The organism is Pseudomonas sp. FW305-3-2-15-C-LB1, assembly GCF_058787615.1.
Genome location: NZ_JBYSZX010000002.1, coordinates 244,403 through 267,304 on the forward strand (window position 1 = coordinate 244,403; position 22,902 = coordinate 267,304).

Consider the following 22,902-nt stretch of genomic DNA (forward strand, 5'->3'; position numbering starts at 1 on the left):
TGCGCTGGCCTCTCCGTATGGCAATAAAGCGACGTTGCGCGACATTCAATTCGACGCAAGGTTCCGCTATGTAAGGGATTCCCCTACACGCAATCAGGCCCAACCTGATATTCGCAATATCTAATAGCCATTAATGTGACGCCATTCTCAATGCATGAATGGAGTCAGGCTTTTGTTTGCCATCCCAAGCCCTCGGCCCACGGGCCTTCCAGACATACAGATGTCGGCAATCGAAGGTACGCAATTGACCCCGCTCATGAGGGCAGCGCACAGCCGTTGCCGTCACTCTAATAAACGTCCTACTAAAAACTCAGAAGCCACCTACAGGTCCCAGTCATATTTCGGCGCTATTTTTAAGCCATTCACCCGGTGCGACATCTCATCACCCGACCTCATGTTGTGGAGACTTGTATGATGAACAGCGCAAATGAATGGCAGACCACACTTCCCGAGTTCCTGCTTGAAGCAGAAACGCTGCTGGCCAAGTCGGAGGAGTGCCTAAACCATCTGCATCTGATTCGTGACGACAGCGATGCCATCGACTGCATGAAGGCCAGCCTGGCCAAACTCGCCGAAAAGGCCGACAGCCTGGCCCTGCAGGTGATCAGCGAATTCTCCCGGCATATCCAGTACGTGATCGCCAATGCGGCAAGCCCGATGCAACTGCATGACCAGGCGTTGGATGCACTGCACGCGTGCTTGACGCTACTCGCTTGGCAACTGGAACTGATCGATGTGCGCACCGGCGAACTGAGTATGGACGAGAGTGAGCAGGCGACATTGATTGCAACCGTCACGCTTCAGATTCCGCAGAAGGATTTCACTTATAAACCGCAGCAGCGTGTACACCACGCCTCTTGAATGGATACCAAGTCGTATTCGAACCTGAAGTTATCCAAAAACGACACGGCTATTAATTGGCTGGAACTGAACCGCGCACACAAAGATATCAATTAGCCATTGACGGTAATAACGATACAACCAAGCAGAAATAATATAACTCCTCACTTCATGAACTCTGGGAATACCGCCCGGAGTATTTGCGCGGTCAATAATCCGGTAAGGCACGGCACCAGGCGACCAACGGTAATAGTGGTGGTACTATGCCCCGCTCGAAGTGACTCAACTTCATCATGCATAAAAACGATTCGATAACGCATCCCAAACAGAGCCCCGTCAGTCCCAGTGACCGGGCTCCCCGCAGCGCACCCTCATTGGCTCCATCCGCTATGTACGCCAGCCTCAAGACACTCATCGCAAGGTCCGCGTCCCGCAGCAATGCACGCCGCTTGATCCTCGCCCTGTGCCTTGGCTCGCTGCTGCTGAGCCTGTGGACCTATGCCAGTTCAGAACCGCTGCCGTTGCTGGTGATTGTGCTTAACCTGGCCACTCTCGTAGTGGTCGGCCTGCAACAATGGCGTTCACGCAAGTCCATCAAGTTCCAGCCCCAGGAACTGGCCGATCGCCTGTTGCAGGTACAGGAAAACGAACGCCATCGTCTCAGCCGTGAACTGCACGACGATATCGGCCAACTGCTCACCGCGGCCAAGCTGCAAAGCGAATGGCTCAAGCGTCGCCTGCCCGACGACCTGCAAAGCCAATGCACGGTGCTGTGCAACACCCTGAATGAAACCCTGGCCAAGGTGCGTGACGTTTCCGCCATCCTCAACCCTCGTCAGCTGGCCAGCCTGGGGCTGGAAGCCAGCCTGCGCGCGCACCTGCTCAAGACCCTGGAAAACACGCCGATTCACTGGAGCCTGGAATGCCAGCAACGGCTGACCGGAATCCCGGAAGAAATGGCGGTGGCGGCCTTCCGCATCACCCAGGAAGCGGTGACCAACATGCTGCGCCACGCCCAGGCGCACAACCTGCTGGTACGCCTGCAACGTTTGCCCGAAGGCCTGTCGCTGACTATCCGCGATGACGGCCAGGGTTTTTCACCGGCCGTCAATCCCGGCCTGGAAGGCCAACGGGGCATGGCCGGCATGTCCGAGCGGATAGATCAGCTTGGCGGTACGTTGTCCGTCAGCAGCCAGCCAGGCAAAGGGACACGGATCGAAGCGCTTTTCCCCTGGGCGCCCCGCGCCCTCGAACGGGCCAGTTCCCCTAAGGTTCTCGAGTGAGCTGCAAATTACTCCTGGTGGATGACCATGCACTGATCCGGGCCGGCGTACGCGCGCTGGTCCAGGACATTCCCGGCTACACGGTGATCGGCGAAGCCAGCGATGGCGAGCAGTTGCTGGAGCAGTTCAGCGCCCTGTTGCCGGATATCGTGCTGCTGGACCTGTCGATGAAGCACACCGGCGGCCTGGACGCCTTGCAGCAGCTCAAGCGCGCCTACCCCAAGAGCAAAGTGCTGATCCTGTCGATGCACACCGACCCGGAACTGATCATGTGCGCGCTGGAGTCCGGCGCCCATGGCTACCTGCTCAAGGACACCACCGCCAACGAGTTGGAACACGCGCTGCTGGCCTTGCGCAACAACGAGCGCTACCTGAGCCCGGCGATCGCCCACACCGTGATCAACCAGGCGCTGGTGCGCAGCCAGGGGCCCACTACTCCCGCCGGCCACAGCCACAACCTCACGGCGCGGCAGTTGGAGATCCTGCGCCTGATCGTGCGCGGCAAGTCCACCCGGGAAATCGCCCACGGCCTGGGCCTGAGCATCAAGACCGTGGAAGCCCACCGCTCGCAAATCATGAAGCGCCTGCAGATTTTCGACGTGGCCGGCCTGGTGCTATTCGCGGTGCGCGAGCAGATCATCAGCCTGGACGACTAGCGGCGACCCCACCGGCAAGTGCACGCGCAAGGCCTTGGGCAAGGCCTGGAAGTGCAGGTCATCGCCCTGCAGCGGCTCGCCATCCAGGTTGATATACAGGCCCTGTGCAACCTTGATGTTCACCCACGGCAGGCGCGCCCGGACGAACATGGTGTCCAGGCCCCATCCGTTATTCATCAACTCTCGCAAGGTGCCAACCACTTCCTGGGGCGCCGGCAGGATGCTGACGTCCAGCAGGCCATCGTCGGCCATGGCGCCTGGGCATAGCTCATGCCCACCGCCTGCCTGGCGACCGTTGCCAATGCCCAGCGCGAGCAACTCGCCTTTCCAATGAAAATCAGGGCCATCCAGCTCGGCGTAGGCAGCCTTCAACTCGCTGAACCGCGTCAAACCGGTGAACAGGTAGGCGGCGCCGCCCAGGACTTTTTTCAAATCTTCGGAGGTGTTGGCGGTGACCTGGCTGCCGAAACCGCCGGTGGCCATATTGAGGAAGATCTGCCCACCGACCTGGCCCAGGTCGATGGCCCTGGGTGGCACGTCCAGCAGCGCCAGGGCCTGGTCAGGCTCCAACGGCACGCCGGCAGCCTTGGCGAAATCGTTGGCGGTGCCCAGGGGCATCAGCACCAGACTGGCGTCGGTCTTGGCCTGGGCCATGGCTTCGGCTACATCGCGCAGGGTGCCATCGCCGCCACCGGCGATGATGTGGGTGTAGCCGTCAGCCAGGGCTTCGTTGACCAGGCGCTGGGCGTCGCCGCCTTCCCAGGTGACCCGTACTGCCAACTCCCCACCCTGCTCGCGCCGGGCCTTCACGGCAGCGCGCACGTCCTCGTTGAGGGCTTGCTTGCCGTGGAGGATCAACAGTGCCTTGGGGCTGGTCATAGCGGGCTTACTCCTGGATTCAAAGGTGCATGAAGGATGTGGACCTTTGGCAGCCGAAAAAAAGCCATGGGTAACGTAAATTAATTGGCCGCCCTAGAAATTGTCCATCGCGTTGCACATCGAGACTTTGCCCACCGGCGTCGGCTCGATCCGCACCCATTGCCTGCCGTCCGCCGGCAACTCGTCGAGCAGGAACGAACAATCCGCCGACATCGACGCCTGCACCATGTAGTCGCGCCCGGGCTTGGGCACAAAAGTCATGGTCTTGGCGCACTGGCGGGAGTATTGCAACCGCCCCAGGTAATGGAACGCGATCGGTTTACCCGCCGGCACCACCAATTCGGACGTGACCGCGCCGGCCCACGAGTAGATCGGCCCGGGGATGCCGAGATTTTCGCCGTTGTGATCGGGGAAACCGGCTTTCACCGAGGCCATCACCCCGGCGCCCGGCACGTTCCAGTCCAGGCAGTCACGCCCCGGCACCGCACGTACCAGGCCGTCGGTGACGACACGCACGCGGGCGGTCTCACCGCTTTGCGGCGGCACGTAGCCGGTGGACAGCGAACGGATGTTCGCCACCTGGCCGCAACCGCCCAGGGCCAGCAACACAACAGGTATCACCATTAACCTTTTCATCAGCCATCCTTTCGCATCGGGGGTGTTTACGGCTGGCGGCAATTCTGCTTGACCGACAGGTGCGGCGCCGGCTCGTAGCTCACGCGCTGCAAGCCGTCAGCGTCCTGGAACAGGAAGTACTTGACGCGGCAGTCCTTGAACATCGCCGAATAACCCTCGGCGCGAAAGCCCTGGCCATCGACCTGCTTGGTCACAGTGTTGTTGCGGCTGACCACGGCGAGCACCTGCTGGTAGCTGTCGCCCATATTCACCCCCGGCTCGCCAGTGACGGCGGCCGACGAGGCGCAACCGCCCAGGGTGGTTGCCGCCAGCACCCATGCGGCGCCGTACAGTCCTTTGCGTAGATCGATCATTCCTTGGTTCCTTTTAGTGATGGATTAGCGGCGGCCTTCGCACACCGGCGATTCGCCGATGCGGCCTTCCTTACACAGGTCCAGGTTGCCCTTGTGGGTAAATCCCGAGTCCTTCATGCAGTAGAAGCGCGTCAACACCTCATCAATCGGCGAGTCGTCGCCCGTCCCCACCAGGTTGGTATAACCGCAGGCGCGCATGGCGCTCTTGACGCCTTCGACGGATACCCCGCTTTTCTGCCATTGGGTAAAAGCCGGTGGCGGTGGTTGAAAGCCCCTGCCCGTACAGCCGATCAGTGAAACAGCGCAAACACTCAACAACAGGCTTCTCGTGAACATGGCGGTCGTCCTCATTGTTTGACTCTCTTAAACACGGCCGCGCCGTCTTTTGTATCGCTCCAGAACGGCTTGCAGAGTTCCCCGCCCTTGCCATAGCAGTTGTGCGCGGTCTTATCGCCACCGAACACTTTCAACCACTCCCATAACCGATTGCTGCCTTCCGGGATCGTACCGCCGGTACCGGCGTTAAACCCTACCAGCGGTGCTCGGGCGACGGGGTCGAAATTATGATTCTGGTACTGCAGCGCCATCGCATCACGCTGCTCCACGGAACTGAATACGGAACGGTTCTGCAATACCCCCAACAGCGAATCGGCCTTTTGCACCGAGTAGGCCGCACCGAAGAAGTTCATCGAGGTTTGGCCCAGCATGCCTGCGTTTGCCGGGTCACGAGCCAACGATTCCATGGCACTGCCCGTTGTCAATGTGCCGCGGCTGTGGCCGTCGATGTGCAATCCGCTTTGGCCGAACTGGACCATATATTCCTTGGTCTGCACAGCAGCGTTGGACAAGCCCCAGAAATCATTTTCGAGATTCTTCTGATACGCCGCGATCATCAACTCGGACGTGAAGTTGTTGGCTTTCTCGAAATGGATCAAATACTGCGGCCCGGTATCGGCAGAGCTGTGTTGATCGGCATATTTGGCCGCGCCATCGATGTCGTTGAAGATACCGTTGTTGGCAATGTGTACCTTACCATCCGGCCCGGGCTTGAGATTGCGCTTTTCTTCGTCGCTCAACTCGCGGCGCTGAACATTGCCTTTGTCGTCCAGCAGCGCCTTGCCATTCTCATCCTTCAACACCTCATACACCCGCGCCTTCTCAAGGAAGATCTTGCGATACGCCTCATCCGCCAACAGCGACACCTGGTTATAGAACTCACGCTTGATCTCCTGCTCTGCCTCGACCTTGCGCCCCATCTCCGCCACGTCCAGGCGCTCCACGGCAACATGGGCAGCCTCGGTATTGCGGTTGAGGTTGGCAATCGTCTGGTCGACGCTCATGCCGGCGACCACGCGCTGGCGCTCGGCATTGGTGATGACCAGGGTGCCGGCGCTGATGGCGCTGCGGGTATCGCTGGCGGCGGAGTCGGAGTCCGAGCCGTTGGCGAGGCTGTTGGCGAGCAGCGCCTTGGCCGTGCCGAGCTTGCCGTCGAGCATGTCCGAATTGAGTTCCACCCCGGAAGTCTTGACGCTGGCTTCGGACACGTTATGGATGTCGGCCACGGTCAATGTGCCGGTGGTCAGGTTGTTCTTGCCGTCGGTAATGGCCTTGTCGGAACTGGCGATCACGCCGCCCTTGAGGTCGGTGTTGCCACGCACGTTGAGGTCGAAACCACCGTCGCCGGCGCGGATGCCCGATTGCTCGATGACGCTGGCGAAGTTGGACTTCTGCTGGGTATTGCTGGAGCTGAAGCTGGCCGTTGCCGCACCCGCGCACACCGGCGGGATGCAGATGCTGATGCCGGCACTCATGCTCTTCTGTTCGGAGGCAAATGTGCTGGTGTCTTGCAGGCTCTCGATGTTCAGGTCGCCGCCGACATCGGCCTTGACCTTGTCGGCCGAGACCACCGCACCGCGCAGGGTGGTGTCCTTGCCGGAGATCAGGCTGGCCTGGTTGCCTGCTGTCACGTGGGTGTTGCTCCACACCAGGTCGTTGCCATCGGCATTGCCGCGGCTCTGGGAGGCTGAAGCGTTGAAACTCAGGCCGTTTTTCTCGCTGCCGAAAGAGATACCAATCCCCAGGCTGCCGTTCACGCTCTTATTGGTGCTGTGCTGCTCGATGGTGTTCTGCGCACCCGCCAACAGGATATTGCCGTCGGCCTTGAGCAACGCATCGTTGCCGGCAGTGATCTGGCTGCCCTGCACGGTCAGGTCGTTGTTGCGCTTGCCGCCGGTAGCCACAATCGACACATCGTGCCCCGCCGCCACCGTCGAGCCGGCCGCTGTGTTGGAAGTCTGCTCGCTTTTGTTCTCGCTCTTGTTCATGCCCAGGGCGATGCTCAAGTTGATCCCGCCCGCCGCGGCCGGGTCGGCCATCACTTGGGTGTGGGCTTCACTGGCGGCCCACGCGGTGTTCAGCGCGGCGAGGGTTTTCATGCGCTTGTCGTCGGTACGCTCAGCGGCCTTGTTCATGCGCTGGCCGGTTTGCACGGCGTTCACGATCGGGTTGGTCAGGGTCAGGCTCACGCCGGTCTGCTTGAAGCGCTGCTCCTGTTGCTGCGCAGCCAGATTGCGCGCTTCGAGGATATTGACCTCGGATGCGTCAATCGACACATCGCCCTTGGGCGCACTCACATTGCTGCCAACCTGGCGGTATTCGCCGCCCGCGCTGATCAGCACATTGCCGTCGGTGGACCCGACGCTGCTGGCGGCGGCCGTGGTCTGCTGGCTGCTGTCCTTGTTGGTCTGCTGCTGCGAGCCGATGGTGACGGCAATCGCGCCGCCGCTGAACATGCCGCTGGTCTTCACGTCCTTGGTGTGTTTCTCGTCGAGCGTCTCGGTACCCGCCAATACCTTGATGTCATTGCCCGCCACCAGCGCCGTGCCCGAGGTCGAGACCACGTTGCTGCCGGTGAGGGTGATGTTGTTGCCCGCCTGCACCACCGCTTGCTCGCCGCTGAAGGTCGAGCCTTGCGCGGTGGTCTGGGCGACCGTATCGCGGGTGGTGGTGGTCTTGCTGGAGAACAGGCCGTTGCTGCCCTTGACCTTGTGCGCCTCGTCCGCACTGTTGAAGCGCTCGCCGGCCTCGACGTTGATGTCGCGCACCGCGCTGACCGACACCGCGCCCGCGTCACTGTTGACCAGCGCACCGCGTGCCTGCACGTCACGCCCGGCGCCCAGGCGGATATCGCCGTTGGCCTGCACCGAACTGCCGACCTCATTGCGCCCGGCCTCCTTGCGCCAGTTGTCGCCGTCCCATTGGTTGGCCTGGGTGTAGGACTCTTTGACGGTGCTCAAGGTGACGTCGTTGCCCGCCACCAGCGCGGTCTTGCCGCCCACACCGGTGTTGCTGACCTGAGCCGCTTGCAGGTTGATGTCATTGCCCGCCGTGGCAATCAGGTTTGCCGCCGGGGCCGACACGTACAGCCCGGCCACCCGCGACAACGCGGTGCGGGTGCCCTGCTCGCTGGCGCTGTCGGTGGTGATCGAGCGCACGTTGATGTCATTGCCGGCGCTCAACGCCAGGCGACTGTTGGCGCTGATCAGGCCGCCGATGTTGTTCAGGTCCTGGCTGGCATTGAGCGACACATCGTTGCCCTGGATGCGGCCGCCGAGATTGTTGAGATTCTGCACGCTGATGGTCACACCGTCGCGCCCGGCCAGGCTGCCCGAGTTGACCAGGTCACCGCGCACATCCAGATTCAAGGTGCGCCCGGCCATCAACGCGCCCGAGCCGTCCACATCGCCTTCGCGAACCCGCACATACACTTGCGGCACCAGCACCTGGCGCACTTCGCCGCTGGCCAGGGTGACGTCCCTGGACACCAGCCACACGATGTCGCTGGTCAACTGCGCCATTTGCCCGGCGGTCAGCGCCACGCCCGGGATCAGTTTCCACTGCTCGGCCAGGGTGACGGCGCTGTCGATCATGCCGCGATATTGCGCTTCGTCGCTGGCGTAACCATCGACAAACCGGCGCCCGGTGAGTTGCGCGACTTGTTCGCGGATCAGCTTCTGCTCGTAGAAGCCGTCGCCCAACCGTTGCTGGGTGGCGGCCGGATCAAGGTTCAGGCGGTCGAGCATATAGTCCGACGACAACCACCGACCGTAATTGGTAAAACGCGGATCCGTCTCCACCAGATAGCCAGCCGTACTGTTGGGGTTGGTGCGGAACAGGCTGCTGTCCGGCAGGTCGGGGTTGAACCCGCCGGTACGGATCTGCTCCACCGCGCCTGCACCGTTCTGTTGGGTCAATGCCTGCACCTGGCTGATCGGGCTGACGGTGTGGGTTCTGCCCGCACCGGCAAGCTCACCGGTACCGCGGGTGGTATCGCCGACGTTGGCCATTACCCGCGCACCCACCTGTGTGCCGCTGCCATTGATGGTCGCGTATTCGGTAAATACCGTCGGTTTGAGGGCGATCTGCTCGATCAAGGGCGCAGGCTTATAAGCCGTGACGCTGGTCCCCTGGCGATCACGCCCCTTGCGTTGGATGCGATAGAAGTTGGTCAGGGTACCACTGTCGGTGGTAATCCGTTCGCCGGTCACTTCGGTGTTGTCCACACGGCCCACACTGGCCGTCAGGGCCTGGCCGGCGATGATCCGGCTTTTGTCGTTGAGCAGGTGGTCGGCAGTCAGGTTGATGGCGCCACCTGCGAGCATTTGCCCAGGGTCGGAACTGACGATCCGGGTCTCGGTCACCGTGCGGTCGTAGTTATAGAGGTTCCAACGATCCTTGCGCCCTTCCGGGGTCACCAGGTACCGCACCTCATCCTTGTAGGTCGAGATCTGCGAAGGCGTGTAGCGGTTGGTCGAGCCCGACAGTTGGTATTCCTGCAGTGCCTCATTGGAGACGAGTACCCGCTCGGTGGCGAAATGTTCATTGGTGTTGCTGATGAGCCGGGCATTGGCACTCAGGCTGCCCAGCGCTTCAATCGTGGCGCTGGCATTGCTCAGCGCCTGGGCCTGGCCGGTGGCGTGGTCATCGACATCCAGTGTGCTACCGATCACCAGGTCGCCGGCACTGAAGATCAAGCCGTGCTCACGATTATCGAGAGTCTGGCTGGCGATATCCAGGCGGTTGCGCGCGGCGATGGTGGCTGCCGTCGAACCTTCCACGCTGTTCGTGACGTTGGTGGCGGCAATCGACAAGTGATCACCGTATATACGCCCCGTGCCGAGGTTGTTCAGGGTCGCGGCGCTCAGGCGCGTGGCCTCGCCGTCGATCAGGCCGCGGTTGTCGAGTTGATTGAGCGCATTGACCCGGACCCGGCGGGCACTGATCGAACCGCTGGCGGTGTTGTCGAGTGCGCTGGCGTTGAGCTGCAACCCATCGCCCGCCTGGAAACTACCCTGGTTGGTCAAAAGCCCAGCCGTTTCTACAGACAGGTTGCCATTGGCCTGGAAAAGGCCGGTGTTGACGAAATCATGGCTCAGCTTGAACGCCAGGTCTCTCAGGCTCAGGGCTTTACCGCTGCCACTGTAGCTGGCGCTGTCGACCTGCAGCGACTGGCCCGCAATCAGCGTGCCCGTGCCGTTATTCAAGGCCTGGCGCTTCTGCGCAAGGTCGCGGTCAGTCACGCTCAGCACGCTGCCGGCCGAGATAATGCCCTGGTCGTTATCCAGCGCACCGCTGCCCGTGATGCTCAACGCCGCATCGGCAACCAGCGAGCCGCCGCGGTTATCGAGGGTATCGACGTTCATCTCGACGCCCAGGCCCTTGATGCCCTGGTTGGCGCCCTGGGTCGAACGGTTATCCGCACTGGCGGCAGTCAGCAACAGATGACCATCGGCACGCAACAGACCCGACTGGTTGCTCACCTGTCCGGCGCCAACAGCCAGACTGCCGGCGCTGCCGATAAACCCTTGGTCATTGATCAACTGGCCGGTACGCACCGTGACGTCACGCTGCCCAAGAATGCCGCCGGTGCTGCCGGAATTACGGTTGCTGAGTTGCTGGCCATGGGTATCCACCCACAGGTTCGACTTGGCTTGCACGATGCCGCCGTCGTTGTTCAGTACGCCACTATCGAGTGTCAGCGTATCGCTGGCGTCAAGGGTGCCCTGGGCGTTGTCCAGTCGCTGGCCTTGCGTATCCAGCAGCAGTTGGGCCCCCGTGATGACGCCGCCTGTGTTGTTCAAGCCTTGTGCGTTGAGGGTCAAGGCTTTGGCGGCCTCAAGGCGGCCGCCACGGTTATCGAGCACGGCAGCATCGCTGTCGAGGATCAGGTCGCCCGCCACCGAGCCCAGGGTGCCGCCCTGGTTCAACAGGCTGTTGGCCCTGACTGTCAGGGTTTGGGCGGCGGCGACGGTGCCCTTGGCGTTGTTCAATTGCACGGCGTTGATATCCAGCACACCGCCCGCGGTAACCTGCCCGCGCTGGTTATCGAGGTTGCCGCCGTTGAGGGATAGATTCGCGGCGGTCACCAGCTTGCCGTTGCTGTTATCCAGCGCATCCTGTGCCGTTATGTACAGGTCACCGCCATCACCGGACTGCACCAGGCCATCCGCGTTGCCCAGGGTCTTGGCGCTCACATCCAGGCGACCACCGCTGGACAGGATGCCGCCATGGTTGTCCAGATTGCGCGCGAGGGTCACCCGCATGCCCGCCTTGCCGGTCTGCACCCACTTACCGGCGACGTTGGACATATCCATGGCGACGATGCCGATATGCGCTGCGCCCACCTGTGCAGCATCGCTGAACAAGGTTTGACTGGCATTGGCCGTCAGCGATTGAGCGGCGGTGACGTGGCTGCGGCGCAGGTCCAGATGGCCAGCGGTGCTGTTCAGTTCGACCGTGCCAGCCGATGTCTGGCTGTCACTCAGGTCGACCTGGGCGGCAGTGGCCTTCATGGTTTGCGCCGCCAGGTTCTGGCCCTTGGCCGTGAGGGTGCCGGCCGACGTCAGGGTCAGCGAACCGCTGCTGCCCAATTTACCCGTGCTGTCTACACCTGCGGCGAGTGCAGAGCCGGCATCGCTGCGAATCGCCGAATTCGCGCCTTTGGCGCTCAGGCGGGTATCGCCCTGGGCAGACACGATGCCCTTGTTGTCGATATTGCCCGCCGTCTCCAAGGCCAGGTTACCCTGGGCGAACAGCGTGCCGTTGTTATCGATGCCTTTGTCGGCCTGAGCGGTCAGGTGCGTGGCGCTGCTGATCTGGCCCTGGTTCTCGATACGCCCATCGCTGCCGATGACCACTTCACCGGCACTGGAACCGATCTGTCCGGCATTGCGTACACCGACACCAGCGCCGGTGCCTACCAGGGTGATCTTGCCGGCGTACATGCCCCCCAACTGTGCCACGTCGATGGCCACGGCGGGGGCGTCGGCCGGGTTCTGGCCTGCTGCGCCGGTCTTGATAGTCAAGTCTTTGGACCAGATGCCCGCGTTCACTTCGACCGTGCGCGCGATGATCTCGGTGTAGTCGGCGCGAGTGGCGTCAAGGCCCGCGCCGCCGATGCTGACCTTGCCCCCAGAGACTTGATAGCCGGTAATCAAACCGTTCTCGAACTGCGCCCGCCCGGTAGTCAGCGTCGCGCGGTCAGCGTTGATAAAACCGCAGCCATCGCAGGCGATTCCGGAGGGGTTGGCAATCACTACCTGGGCCTTGGAACCCGCCACTTCGACAAAACCGCGCAACTGGCTGGGGTTGCTCGAATTGACCTCGTTGAGAATCACCCGTGCGCTGCCGTTGGCCAGCGCGCGGTTGCCTTCGACCCAGCCGCCCAGTTGGGTCTGGCTGTTGGTGACGGCGTTATTGAGGATCACGCCGCGCTTGTCGACGTCGAACTGCTGGTAAGTGTTGCGCGATACGCCTGCCCCGCTTGGCGTGGTGATGTTGACCACAGGCGCCCCGTTGCCCGCCGCGCCGATGCTCGGGCGCTGGCCTGCGGGAGCCGAACCGTCAGCCACAACCTGGGCCTGGGCCGGCATGACCAGCGCAACCCAGCCCATGCCCACCATCAGCGCAAAGCGCAAGGGCGTGAGTGTGGCCACGGCACCGCCGGCCCGGCCAACGCTACCCGTGGTGCCGGGTGCCTTGCTGGCACTCTTGACGTTTTCCGCCACGACCATCAACAGGCCGCGAGCCTTGTTAAACACAATTCGATATAGCTGCTTATTCATGCAAATCCCTTGCGCGGTGGCTGGTCAGAGCGCGTGAAGAGGTAACGGGTGGCTGGCAAACCAGGCTTGCGCTTCCAGGTCGAGCACGGCGATGCCCTGAAAATCGATGACGCGCAAACCGCGTTCTTCGCCCTTGTGGTACAGCGCACGGAAGATCCTTCCAGGCCACAGGCGACGGCGCAGCAAACTGCTGATGCGCCGGGTGTGACCAAACGGCGCGACCCAGTCGTTGATCCACAGGCGGTCGCCACTGTCCCAGTCCGCCGCCGGCAGGCACACCGCAGGTTCGCGCAGATAGCGCGCCTCGGCCTCGGCACTGAGGTTCAACCACGACATGAAAAACACCGGCTGCCCGGCTTCACTGATCAAGATGAACTGGCGCCGCTTGATCGCAGGCAACAACAAGGTCGACAGGCTGTGCAACGGCGCATCGCGATGGGCCGCCGAGTGCATCCACAGCCACACCGCCGAGCCCAGCACCTGGGCTTCGTCGATGGCGCTGTCGGCGCGCTCGGGAGCAAGCACCTCCAAGGTGTCGTGATGCATGCTGGGCTCCTTCAAAACGACCAGTTGGCGCTGAAGCCACTGGTCACGTCGGCGGTCTGGAAGCCCTTGGGTTTTTCCAGGGGTTTGCCGGTGTAAATGTCATAGGAAAATTGCTTGTAGCCCCCGCGCAGGCCCACCACCGCACCAGCCAGGCGCCGGCCCGAAAGGTACTGGGTGGAATGCCCGCCGACTTCGCCGTAATCCACGCCCAGGTACAGTTCCTGGCCGGTGTTGGCCAGGCTCAGGCCCAGGTCGTTGCTGAACGTCCAGCCGCGTTCGGCCGACAGGATCTGCTCGCCGTCGAAGCCGCGCACGGTGTAGCGCCCGCCAATTGAAAAGCGGTCCTGGGGGATCAACGGTGTACGGTTCCACTGCCCGCGCCAGCCAGCGACGTAACGCAGACGTTGATCCGACAGGGTGAACGGCACCTGCAATTGCGCGTTGGCGGTGATGATCTGCGAACGCGAGGTGCCTTCGCCGTTTTCCTCTTCAGGCGCACGCAGCGCATCACGGGCACCGGTGCCACGGCGATAACCGACACCGAGGTCGAGGGTGTTGGCGCCGATGAATTCACGGTGATTGATCCCGGCCTGCCAACCGGCCATGCGGCGACGTTGCAGTTCGATTTCGGTGTCTTCGATGTAGTTGCTGGACGTACGACTCCAGCCACCGACCGACACAGTGGTCTTGCGCACCGCGTCGCGGTAGATCACCCGTGACAGCTGCACCTCGTTGGTCCGGCTGCGGCCACTGTAGGAATAGGCCTGGTTCACCCCGGCAATCGTCTGGTGGTAGTCATACTCGCTGGACGTCAGGCTCAGTTGCCAATAGTCGTAGGGCACCGAGTAGTGCACGGTGTGGCCTTTCGAACCACGGTCACCGCTCTGACCGCCGCCCAGGTCGTGGTTGAAACTGATGTAGAACAGGTCATTGAGGGTCGCCAGGTTATCCAGCGACAAAGCGACGTTGCCCTGATACTTGCCGGTCTGCTTGCTGCCGGAGTCATCCACCGACAGGCTCACGCGTACTGGAATCGCCTGCTTCCAGGCAATCACGACATCACTCTCCCCCGGCTGTGCATCCGCGCCCTCGGCTGGCGTGATCTGCACATCGGCTTCGGTGGTGGGCACGCGCTTGAAGTTTTCCAGCGCCTGTTCGATGTCGCGCAGGTTGAGCACATCGCCAGGCGACGCGGGCATGGCGTTCCAATAGTTGGCGCGCGTGGAGGTGCCCGGTGCAAAACGGATGTGCTTGATGCGTCCGGGCACCAGCACCAGCGCCAGCGTGCCCTGGTTCAAGTCCTGGGGCTGGGCGAGGACGCGAGTGGTGATGAAGCCCTTGGCGATGATCGCGTTCTGGATGCGCTTCATCGTCAGGTTGATCCCGGCGGAGCCGACGCATTGCCCCTGCACCGGATCGTCGCTCGGGTTGGCGGCACGCAAGGCCCACTGGAAATCTTCGGACTGGTCGCCGCCAAGGACCACACGGTCGATCTTGAAACACGGCGTTTCATTGCGCGGCAGACGCAGAGTGCCGGAGCTGTCTTGCGGAGTTTCGAGACGGACGTCGGGGGACGGTTCCAACTGCTCGCGCTGGGCACGTTCACGTTGTTGTTGCAGGAGCAATTGCTGGGCGGGCGCTTGAGGCTCAGCGGCCAGTGTCGCTGCACTGGCAAGCAAACCGACAAGGGAGCAGGTGGCGACGCAAGACTGCAGCAAAACAGAGGGTTTTGTTCTAGGTGAAGCGTCGAAAGACATTTCGCATCCTTGTGAGTGAAACTTCCTACATGCGCAGGTTGGTCACCACAAAGACATAAAAGTGCCATCAGGGTGTATGGCCCTGTGACACATTTCGCAAAAAAAGGCCGCCTTGGACACCTTCATTTTTTTCTTGAAGGCTCTACTTCAAGGCTTTTAGGGTATCTCAGCGAATTTGCCAACAATTCGTTTTTGTACTGTTTTGTTGTAGAAGGGCTCAGCCCCCTGCAAGTTGATGGCGGTACTAACAGACATCAGCTCTTGTGCAGCTTGCTCATCAACTGCGCCTCAGCCTGGGTCAAGCCGCAAGACTGCGTCAATTCATCCACCGTAGCCCCCATGCCCACCAGCTTCGCCGCCTGGGCAAACGAAAGGCTCGAAGGGTCGCGTTGCTCGATCTGCGCCAGCTTGTCCGGCAACGGCGCAAGAATGGCGCGCAATTCGTGCACCTCATCCCCCACCCTCACCGCACTCTGCTGGTAATGATCGACCCGCTTGACCAACTCCAGGATGCGCCGGTCACGCACCGCATCACGCTCGGCCTGTTGCAACAACAGTTCGCGCTGCTGGCTCACATGGCGCAGCAGAAATGCCAACGTCCCGGCCCACAACAGGGCCAGGACAATCACCGCAGCCTCAAGGAACAATCAGATACTCTCCAGTTCCGACCACTCTTCTTCGCTCATCATCTTGTCCAGCTCAACCAGAATCAGCAGTTCGCCGTTCTTGTTGCACACGCCCTGGATGAACTTGGCGGACTCTTCGTTACCCACGTTCGGCGCAGTTTCCACTTCCGATTGGCGCAGGTAGACCACTTCGGCCACGCTGTCGACCATGATCCCGACCACTTGCTTGTCGGCCTCGATGATGACGATACGCGTGTTGTCGTTGACCTCGGTCGGTACCAGGCCGAAACGCTGGCGGGTGTCGATCACCGTCACCACGTTGCCGCGCAGGTTGATGATGCCCAGCACGTAGCTCGGCGCACCCGGTACCGGGGCGATTTCGGTGTAGCGCAGCACTTCCTGCACGCGCATCACGTTAATGCCGTAGGACTCGTTGTCCAGTTTGAAGGTTACCCATTGCAGGATCGGATCATCCAAACCTTGTGCGGACGCTGACTTGTTCATACCCCTGACCCCTTCAAGATTGGCCACGCACCAGCGTGGACCTTATTGTTCAATCAACTGCGTTTAGTAACCGGCATCGTTTTGACGGCACCACTGGCGATCAACTCGGCCAGTTCGGCGACGTCGAGCAACGCGCACATGTGTTCGATCACGGTGCCCGCCAGCCAAGGCCGTTGGCCCCGGTGGCTGCGCCATTTGATTTCGTTCGGGTCCAGGCGCAACGAGCGGCTGACTTGATGCACCGCCAGCCCCCACTCGTAGCCCTGCACCGAGATCACGTATTGCAAGCCCTGGCGGAAGTCGTCGCGGTAGCGGTCGGGCATGACCCAGCGCGCGGTATCTAGCACCTTCAGGTTGCCGGCCTGGCTCGGCAGGATGCCGAGGAACCACTCCGGCTGCCCGAACAGCGGCGTCAGTTCCTGACCTTCCAGGGAATAGATCGAGCCCAGGCACACCAGCGGCACCGCCAGCGTCAAGCCGGCGACGTCGAACAACAGGCATTCGAACGGCTCGGCGGCCCAGCTCGGGCGATCATCACCGGTGACCGGCGGCGGTGTGATGCTCGGCGGCAGGTGCACTTCCACCACCGGCTCGACCACTGCCGGAATCGCCACCGCCGGCATAATCGGCACCACGACCTGCGCATCCCGTGCTTGTTCTTCCAACACCGCCAACTGGAATTCATCCAGCGCGGCTTCTGGCTCGACAGCAGGCTCCAGTACCAGGATCGGTTCCGGCAGGGCTTCCTCGGTCGCGTCCTGCAGCAGGGCATCCAGATAGGATTCCAGTGCCAGTTGCGGCCGGGTCTTGAGTTCGACGGGACGGTTCATCACGCCACCTGCGCCACAAGCTGCTGGGACAGCAGGTGTTTGAGCAACGCGCGGTAGGCCAGTACGCCACGGCTTTTCGGGTCGAACTGCGACGGCGCCAGGCCGGCGCGGCTGGCGTCACGCAGGCGCGTGTCCACCGGGATATAGCCGTTCCAGATGGTGTCAGGGTAGGCATCGCGCAATACGCGCAGGGTGCCGAGGGACGCCTGGGTGCGGCGGTCGAACAGGGTCGGCACGATACTGAACGGCAGCGCCTGTTTGCGCGAACGGTTGATCATCGCCAGGGTGCTGACCATGCGCTCCAGGCCTTTGACGGCCAAATGCTCGGTCTGCACCGGGATCACCAGTTGCTGGCTGGCCGCCAGGGCGTTGACCATCAGCACGCCGAGCAACGGCGGGCTGTCGATGATCGCGTAGTCGAAGTCCTGCCACAGTTGCGCCAGGGTCTTGGCGATCACCAGGCCCAGGCCGCTCTGTCCCGGCGACTGGCGCTCCAGGGTGGCCAGCGCGGTGCTGGACGGCAGCAGCGAAATGCTTTCGTTACTGGTGGGCAACAGCAGTTGCCCGGGCAGATCGGCCGGCACACTGCCCTTGTGCAGGAACAGGTCGTAGTTGCTGTGTTCCAGCGCATCCGGGTCGTAGCCGAAATAGCTGGTCATGGAGCCGTGAGGGTCCAGGTCCACCACGACCACACGCTTGCCCGCCTCGGCCAGCAAGCCGGCTAAGGCGATGGAGGTGGTGGTCTTGCCGACTCCACCTTTTTGATTGGCAACTGCCCAGACTCTCATTCGGTTGGTTCCTCCCGGCAGGCACAGGCGCGACCGAGACATTGCATGGGGTTATTGAGCCGGCGACGGAGAATTGACGGCACTCTGTCGAACCGGCGGTTTTACCGGGGCCGGTGCAGTTTGTGTGCCAGCCCGCTTCAAGGCCGCATCCGGTGTTGCATTGGCGGTGCCGGTGCCGGTCAGGCTGCGGCGCACATCCAGGTTGCGCGAGACCACCAGCACCACCCGTCGGTTACGCGCGCGGCCTTGCGCCGTGGCGTTGTTGGCCACCGGCTGGAACTCACCGTAGCCCACCGACGCCAGGCGGCCAGGGTTGACGCCCTGCATCGCCAGCATCCTGACGATGCTCGCCGCTCGTGCCGACGACAGCTCCCAGTTGGTCGGGTACTGCGCGGTGCTGATCGGAACGTTGTCAGTGAAGCCTTCGACGTGGATCGGGTTCTCGAACGGTTTGAGGATCGCCGCCACTTTGTCGATGATGGTGAATGCCTGGTCGCTGGGCATCGCATCGGCGCTGGCGAACAGCAGGCTGGAGTTCAACTCGATCTCCACCCACAACTCGTTGCCGCGCACGGTCATCTGGTTGGAGCTGATCAAGTCGCCAAACGCGGCACTGATGTCGTCGGCGATGCTTTTCAGCGGGTCGCTGGTGCCGCCCACGCCGGCGGCGGTTTCATCGCTGTCGTTGACCAGCGGCTTGGCCGGGGTCACGGTCTTGGGCCGTTCTTCACCAATAGGGATCGGCTTGAGCGCACGGTCGGCATCGTTGAACACGCCGATCAGCGCCTGGGAAATGACTTTGTACTTGCCTTCGTTGATCGACGAGATGGAGTACATCACCACGAAAAACGCGAACAGCAGGGTGATGAAGTCCGCATAGGACACCAGCCACCGCTCGTGGTTAACGTGTTCTTCAGGCTCGCGACGGCGACGGCTCACAATGCATACCTCCCATCAATCCATGAAGCCCTGGAGCTTCAATTCGATGGAACGCGGGTTCTCGCCCTCGGCGATCGACAGGATGCCTTCTAGCAGCATCTCGCGATAACGCGACTGGCGCATGGCAATCGACTTGAGTTTGCTGGCCACCGGCAACAGCACCAGGTTGGCACTGGCCACGCCGTAGATGGTGGCGACAAACGCCACGGCAATGCCGCTGCCCAGTTGCGAGGGGTCGGCCAGGTTGCCCATCACGTGGATCAGGCCCATCACCGCACCGATGATGCCGATGGTCGGCGCGTAGCCGCCCATGCTTTCGTAGACTTTGGCGGCGTTGATGTCGCGGCTTTCCTGGGTGTAGAAATCCACTTCAAGAATGCTGCGGATCGCTTCCGGCTCGGCACCGTCCACCAGCAATTGCAGGCCTTTGCGCGCGTAGCTGTCGGGCTCGGCATCGGCCACGCCTTCCAGGCCCAGCAGACCTTCCTTGCGCGCGGTGAGGCTCCAGTTGACCACGCGGTCGATGCCACCGGGCAGGTCCACGCGTGGCGGGAAAATGATCCATATCAGAATCTGCATGGCGCGCTTGAACGAGCTCATGGGCGATTGCAACAACGCCGCGCCCACGGTGCCGCCGATCACGATCAGCGCCGCCGGCCCGTTGGCCAGGGCGCCGAGGTGCCCGCCCTCGAGGTAGTTGCCGCCGATGATCGCGACAAACGCCATGATGATGCCGATCAGGCTCAGTACATCCATCAGAGGCAGGCCTCCACCAGATGCTTGCCGATGTCGTCCAGGCTGTAGACGGCGTCGGCCAGGTCCGCCTTGACGATGGCCATGGGCATGCCATAGATCACGCAGCTGGCTTCGTCCTGGGCCCAGATGGCACTGCCGCCCTGCTTGAGTAGGCGCGCACCTTCACGGCCGTCGGCGCCCATGCCGGTGAGCACCACCGCCAGAACTTTGTCACCGTAGGACTTGGCTGCCGAACCGAAGGTGATGTCCACGCACGGCTTGTAATTCAGGCGTTCGTCGCCCGGCAGGATTTTGATCGCGCCACGGCCGTCGACCATCATCTGCTTGCCACCGGGGGCCAGCAGCGCCAGGCCAGGGCGCAGGATGTCGCCATCCTCGGCTTCCTTGACGCTGATGCGGCACAGCTTGTCCAGGCGCTCGGCGAAAGCCTTGGTGAACGCCGCCGGCATATGCTGGATCAATACGATCGGCGCCGGGAAGTTGGCCGGCAATTGGGTCAATACGCGTTGCAGCGCAACCGGGCCGCCGGTGGAGGTGCCGATGGCGACCAGCTTGTAGGCCTTGCGCTTGGGTGCGGGCGAATGCGAAGACGCAGGCGCCGCCGTGCGAGCGGGTGCCACCGCAGGCCGTGCCACCGGCGCAGGCGCAGGGCGCGCAAACGACGATGTCGGTGCCGCTGGAGCCGGTGCTGGCGCAGCGGTTGGCGCAGGCGCGCTGAACAGGCTGCGACGGTTACTGCGCGAAATGCTGTGCACTTTCTCGCAGAGCATCTGCTTGACCTTCTCGGGGTTGCGCGAGATGTCTTCGAAATTCTTCGGCAGGAAGTCCACCGCGCCGGCGTCCAGCGCATCCAGGGTGACCCGGGCGCCTTCGTGCGTCAGCGAGGAAAACATCAGGACCGGGGTCGGGCAGCGTTGCATGATGTGCCGGACTGCCGTGATGCCATCCATCATCGGCATCTCGTAGTCCATGGTGATCACGTCCGGTTTCAACGCAATGGCTTGATCAATCGCCTCTTTGCCGTTGGTGGCCGTGCCGACCACCTGGATCGTTGGATCGGCGGAAAGAATTTCCGAGACGCGGCGGCGGAAGAAACCCGAATCGTCCACCACCAGGACCTTGACTGCCATAAACACTCCGTTAGGCGGGGCGGGCACTACCGCCCTGCCCCACCAGAATCAAATACGCCGAGCGGCGTAACGCTTGAGCATGCTCGGAACATCGAGAATCAGCGCGATCCGACCGTCACCGGTGATGGTCGCACCCGACATGCCCGGGGTTCCCTGCAGCATTTTGCCCAAAGGCTTGATGACCACTTCTTCCTGGCCAACCAGTTGATCGACGACAAAGCCGATGCGCTGGGTGCCCACGGAGAGAATCACCACATGGCCTTCGCGCTGCTCTTCATGCTTGGCCGATGCCACCAGCCAGCGCTTGAGGTAGAACAGGGGCAATGCCTTGTCGCGCACGATCACCACTTCCTGGCCGTCCACCACGTTGGTGCGCGACAGGTCGAGGTGGAAGATTTCGTTGACGTTGACCAGCGGGAAGGCGAACGCCTGGTTGCCCAGCATCACCATCAGGGTCGGCATGATCGCCAGGGTCAACGGCACCTTGATGACGATCTTGGAGCCCTGGCCCTTGGTCGAGTAGATGTTGATCGAGCCGTTGAGCTGGCTGATCTTGGTCTTCACCACGTCCATGCCGACGCCACGGCCGGACACGTCGGAAATCTCGGTCTTGGTCGAGAAGCCCGGGGCGAAGATCAGGTTGTAGCACTCGGTGTCGGTCAGGCGGTCGGCGGCGTCCTTGTCCATCACGCCGCGCTTGACCGCGATGTTGCGCAATATGGTCGGGTCCATGCCTTTGCCGTCGTCAGTGATCGACAGCAGGATGTGGTCGCCCTCTTGCTCGGCAGCCAGGATCACCTTGCCGTTGCGCGACTTGCCCGAGGCTTCGCGCTCTTCCGGGGTTTCCACGCCGTGGTCCACGGCGTTGCGCACCAAGTGGACCAGCGGGTCGGCCAGGGCCTCGACCAGGTTCTTGTCGAGGTCGGTTTCTTCGCCCACCAGTTCCAGGTTGATTTCTTTCTTCAGCTGACGCGCGAGGTCGCGAACCAGGCGCGGGAAGCGCCCGAAGACTTTCTTGATCGGCTGCATCCGCGTTTTCATCACGGCGGTCTGCAGGTCGGCGGTCACCACGTCGAGGTTCGACACGGCTTTCTGCATGGCTTCATCGCCGCTGCTCAGGCCCAGGCGCACCAGGCGGTTACGCACCAGTACCAGTTCGCCGACCATGTTCATGATGTCGTCCAGGCGCGCGGTATCCACCCGCACGGTGGTCTCGGCTTCACTGGCAGGCTTCTCGGCTGCCGGTGCCGGGGCGGCGCGCGCCGGAGCAGGTGCGGCGGCCGGGGCCGGTGCTGGCTTGGCGGCTGGAGCAGGCGCAGCGGCCTTGGCGGCGGCCGGTGCAGCTGTCGCAACCGCAGCGGCCGGGGCCACTTCACTGAACTTGCCCTTGCCGTGCAATTCGTCCAGCAGGGATTCGAACTCGTGATCGGAGATCAGCCCATCGCCCGCAGGAGCGGCACTGGCAGCAGCCGGTGCCGCAGCCGTGGCGGCGACTTCCGGCAAGGCGTCGGCCGCGAAGGTGCCCTTGCCATGCAGTTGGTCGAGCAATGCCTCGAATTCATCGTCGGTAATATCGGTGCTGGCGCTGGCCGCCGGTGCATCCGCAGCCGCAGCGGCGGGTGCCACGGCGTCGGCCGCGAACTGACCTTTGCCATGCAACTGGTCGAGCAGCGATTCGAACTCAGCGTCAGTGATGTCTTCGCTGGTCGGTGCGGCGACCGGCGCGGCCGGTGCTTGCGCCTCGGCCTTGACGGCACTGAGGGAGTTGAGCAGCTGTTCGAATTCGCTGTCGGTCACATCCGGTTCGGCCTCAACCACAGGCTCCGGCGCGGCTTCAACCACCGGTGCGGCCGACGTGTCGGCAGGCTCCGCATAGCGCGCCAGGGCGGCCAGCAGTTCCGGGGTCGCCGCCGTGATCGGGGCACGCTCACGCACCTCGCTGAACATGCCGTTGACCGCATCCAGTGCTTCGAGAATCACGTCCATCAACTCCGAATCAACGTGACGCTCACCCTTGCGCAGGATGTCGAACACGTTCTCGGCGATGTGGCAGCACTCCACCAGCTCATGGAGCTGGAGGAAGCCGGCGCCCCCTTTTACAGTGTGAAAACCGCGAAAAATTGCATTGAGCAGGTTCGCATCATCCGGTCGGCTTTCCAGCTCGACCAGTTGCTCGGACAACTGCTCTAAAATTTCGCCGGCCTCTACAAGGAAATCCTGAAGGATTTCTTCATCGGCGCCGAAGCTCATGTGGGT

The 22,902-nt window shown here is 62.3% G+C and carries 18 protein-coding genes; 3 read left to right on the top strand and 15 right to left on the bottom strand.

Going from position 1 to position 22,902, the window contains the following annotated elements:
• Positions 1 to 411: 411 nt before the first annotated feature.
• The 3 genes from AC3WP7_RS04930 (at position 412) to AC3WP7_RS04940 (ending at position 2,779) form a co-directional block, all read left to right on the top strand.
• Positions 412 to 861 (top strand): hypothetical protein, encoded by a 450-nt coding sequence (locus AC3WP7_RS04930; RefSeq protein ID WP_170856054.1) that lies wholly within the window; start codon positions 412 to 414, stop codon positions 859 to 861.
• Between the two features lie 368 nt (positions 862 to 1,229).
• The gene (locus AC3WP7_RS04935) at positions 1,230 to 2,123 is read left to right on the top strand and encodes a sensor histidine kinase (RefSeq protein ID WP_092243079.1); all 894 of its coding nucleotides are present in this window, start codon (positions 1,230 to 1,232) and stop codon (positions 2,121 to 2,123) included.
• A complete protein-coding gene (locus tag AC3WP7_RS04940) occupies positions 2,120 to 2,779 on the top strand; it encodes a response regulator transcription factor (RefSeq protein WP_071489801.1) in 660 nt (219 codons plus the stop codon). Before AC3WP7_RS04935 ends, AC3WP7_RS04940 begins: the two co-directional genes overlap by 4 nt.
• On the opposite strand, the gene yegS is transcribed toward AC3WP7_RS04940, so the two are convergent.
• The 15 genes from yegS to AC3WP7_RS05015 all read right to left on the bottom strand — a co-directional run bounded on the left by yegS (position 2,738) and on the right by AC3WP7_RS05015 (position 22,896).
• Positions 2,738 to 3,658 carry a lipid kinase YegS gene (gene yegS, locus AC3WP7_RS04945; protein WP_071489802.1) on the bottom strand — a complete coding sequence of 307 codons (921 nt, stop codon included), beginning with the start codon at positions 3,656 to 3,658 and terminating at the stop codon, positions 2,738 to 2,740. The two genes, AC3WP7_RS04940 and yegS, sit on opposite strands and share 42 nt — an antisense overlap.
• A 93-nt stretch (positions 3,659 to 3,751) precedes the next feature.
• Entirely contained in the window at positions 3,752 to 4,294 is a 543-nt protein-coding gene (locus AC3WP7_RS04950; protein WP_092243076.1) for a hypothetical protein, read from the bottom strand.
• A gap of 26 nt (positions 4,295 to 4,320) precedes the next feature.
• Positions 4,321 to 4,647, bottom strand: coding sequence for a hypothetical protein (locus AC3WP7_RS04955; RefSeq protein ID WP_092243073.1), 327 nt, complete (start codon positions 4,645 to 4,647; stop codon positions 4,321 to 4,323).
• A gap of 24 nt (positions 4,648 to 4,671) precedes the next feature.
• A complete protein-coding gene (locus AC3WP7_RS04960; RefSeq protein WP_092243070.1) occupies positions 4,672 to 4,983 on the bottom strand; it encodes a hypothetical protein in 312 nt (103 codons plus the stop codon).
• Positions 4,984 to 4,994: 11 nt separating this feature from the next.
• The gene (locus tag AC3WP7_RS04965; RefSeq protein ID WP_102592235.1) at positions 4,995 to 12,770 is read right to left on the bottom strand and encodes a hemagglutinin repeat-containing protein; all 7,776 of its coding nucleotides are present in this window, start codon (positions 12,768 to 12,770) and stop codon (positions 4,995 to 4,997) included.
• A gap of 24 nt (positions 12,771 to 12,794) precedes the next feature.
• Positions 12,795 to 13,316 (bottom strand): toxin-activating lysine-acyltransferase, encoded by a 522-nt coding sequence (locus AC3WP7_RS04970; protein ID WP_092243060.1) that lies wholly within the window; start codon positions 13,314 to 13,316, stop codon positions 12,795 to 12,797.
• An 11-nt stretch (positions 13,317 to 13,327) separates the two neighbouring features.
• Positions 13,328 to 15,073: a ShlB/FhaC/HecB family hemolysin secretion/activation protein gene (locus tag AC3WP7_RS04975; protein WP_256579917.1), complete on the bottom strand. Its 1,746-nt coding sequence runs from the start codon at positions 15,071 to 15,073 to the stop codon at positions 13,328 to 13,330.
• A 254-nt stretch (positions 15,074 to 15,327) separates the two neighbouring features.
• Positions 15,328 to 15,720 carry a DUF2802 domain-containing protein gene (locus AC3WP7_RS04980; protein ID WP_071489809.1) on the bottom strand — a complete coding sequence of 131 codons (393 nt, stop codon included), beginning with the start codon at positions 15,718 to 15,720 and terminating at the stop codon, positions 15,328 to 15,330.
• Positions 15,721 to 16,203, bottom strand: coding sequence for a chemotaxis protein CheW (locus tag AC3WP7_RS04985; RefSeq protein ID WP_010564003.1), 483 nt, complete (start codon positions 16,201 to 16,203; stop codon positions 15,721 to 15,723).
• Positions 16,204 to 16,256: 53 nt separating this feature from the next.
• Positions 16,257 to 17,033: a CheW domain-containing protein gene (locus tag AC3WP7_RS04990; protein ID WP_092243057.1), complete on the bottom strand. Its 777-nt coding sequence runs from the start codon at positions 17,031 to 17,033 to the stop codon at positions 16,257 to 16,259.
• On the bottom strand, positions 17,033 to 17,821 hold the full coding sequence (locus AC3WP7_RS04995; protein WP_016976611.1) for a ParA family protein: 789 nt from the start codon (positions 17,819 to 17,821) through the stop codon (positions 17,033 to 17,035). The genes AC3WP7_RS04990 and AC3WP7_RS04995 overlap by 1 nt, the downstream gene beginning before the upstream one ends.
• Before the next feature lie 51 nt (positions 17,822 to 17,872).
• Positions 17,873 to 18,760 carry a flagellar motor protein MotD gene (motD, locus tag AC3WP7_RS05000; protein WP_092243055.1) on the bottom strand — a complete coding sequence of 296 codons (888 nt, stop codon included), beginning with the start codon at positions 18,758 to 18,760 and terminating at the stop codon, positions 17,873 to 17,875.
• A 15-nt stretch (positions 18,761 to 18,775) separates the two neighbouring features.
• Positions 18,776 to 19,516 carry a flagellar motor protein gene (locus AC3WP7_RS05005; protein ID WP_033900785.1) on the bottom strand — a complete coding sequence of 247 codons (741 nt, stop codon included), beginning with the start codon at positions 19,514 to 19,516 and terminating at the stop codon, positions 18,776 to 18,778.
• Positions 19,516 to 20,646 carry a protein-glutamate methylesterase/protein-glutamine glutaminase gene (locus tag AC3WP7_RS05010; protein WP_071489813.1) on the bottom strand — a complete coding sequence of 377 codons (1,131 nt, stop codon included), beginning with the start codon at positions 20,644 to 20,646 and terminating at the stop codon, positions 19,516 to 19,518. Before AC3WP7_RS05010 ends, AC3WP7_RS05005 begins: the two co-directional genes overlap by 1 nt.
• Positions 20,647 to 20,694: 48 nt before the next feature.
• On the bottom strand, positions 20,695 to 22,896 hold the full coding sequence (locus tag AC3WP7_RS05015) for a chemotaxis protein CheA (protein ID WP_071489814.1): 2,202 nt from the start codon (positions 22,894 to 22,896) through the stop codon (positions 20,695 to 20,697).
• Positions 22,897 to 22,902 lie beyond the last annotated feature (6 nt).

What these genes read in the sequence shown, in the direction of transcription:
- AC3WP7_RS04930 (WP_170856054.1), top strand. Translation starts at nt 412, where the DNA reads ATGATGAACAGCGCAAATGAATGGCAGACCACACTTCCCGAGTTCCTG.
- AC3WP7_RS04935 (WP_092243079.1), top strand. Translation starts at nt 1,230, where the DNA reads ATGTACGCCAGCCTCAAGACACTCATCGCAAGGTCCGCGTCCCGCAGC.
- yegS (WP_071489802.1), bottom strand. Translation starts at nt 3,658, where the DNA reads ATGACCAGCCCCAAGGCACTGTTGATCCTCCACGGCAAGCAAGCCCTC.
- AC3WP7_RS04950 (WP_092243076.1), bottom strand. Translation starts at nt 4,294, where the DNA reads ATGAAAAGGTTAATGGTGATACCTGTTGTGTTGCTGGCCCTGGGCGGT.
- AC3WP7_RS04955 (WP_092243073.1), bottom strand. Translation starts at nt 4,647, where the DNA reads ATGATCGATCTACGCAAAGGACTGTACGGCGCCGCATGGGTGCTGGCG.
- AC3WP7_RS04960 (WP_092243070.1), bottom strand. Translation starts at nt 4,983, where the DNA reads ATGTTCACGAGAAGCCTGTTGTTGAGTGTTTGCGCTGTTTCACTGATC.
- AC3WP7_RS04965 (WP_102592235.1), bottom strand. Translation starts at nt 12,770, where the DNA reads ATGAATAAGCAGCTATATCGAATTGTGTTTAACAAGGCTCGCGGCCTG.
- AC3WP7_RS04970 (WP_092243060.1), bottom strand. Translation starts at nt 13,316, where the DNA reads ATGCATCACGACACCTTGGAGGTGCTTGCTCCCGAGCGCGCCGACAGC.
- AC3WP7_RS04975 (WP_256579917.1), bottom strand. Translation starts at nt 15,073, where the DNA reads ATGTCTTTCGACGCTTCACCTAGAACAAAACCCTCTGTTTTGCTGCAG.
- AC3WP7_RS04985 (WP_010564003.1), bottom strand. Translation starts at nt 16,203, where the DNA reads ATGAACAAGTCAGCGTCCGCACAAGGTTTGGATGATCCGATCCTGCAA.
- AC3WP7_RS04990 (WP_092243057.1), bottom strand. Translation starts at nt 17,033, where the DNA reads ATGAACCGTCCCGTCGAACTCAAGACCCGGCCGCAACTGGCACTGGAA.
- AC3WP7_RS04995 (WP_016976611.1), bottom strand. Translation starts at nt 17,821, where the DNA reads ATGAGAGTCTGGGCAGTTGCCAATCAAAAAGGTGGAGTCGGCAAGACC.
- AC3WP7_RS05005 (WP_033900785.1), bottom strand. Translation starts at nt 19,516, where the DNA reads ATGGATGTACTGAGCCTGATCGGCATCATCATGGCGTTTGTCGCGATC.
- AC3WP7_RS05010 (WP_071489813.1), bottom strand. Translation starts at nt 20,646, where the DNA reads ATGGCAGTCAAGGTCCTGGTGGTGGACGATTCGGGTTTCTTCCGCCGC.
- AC3WP7_RS05015 (WP_071489814.1), bottom strand. Translation starts at nt 22,896, where the DNA reads ATGAGCTTCGGCGCCGATGAAGAAATCCTTCAGGATTTCCTTGTAGAG.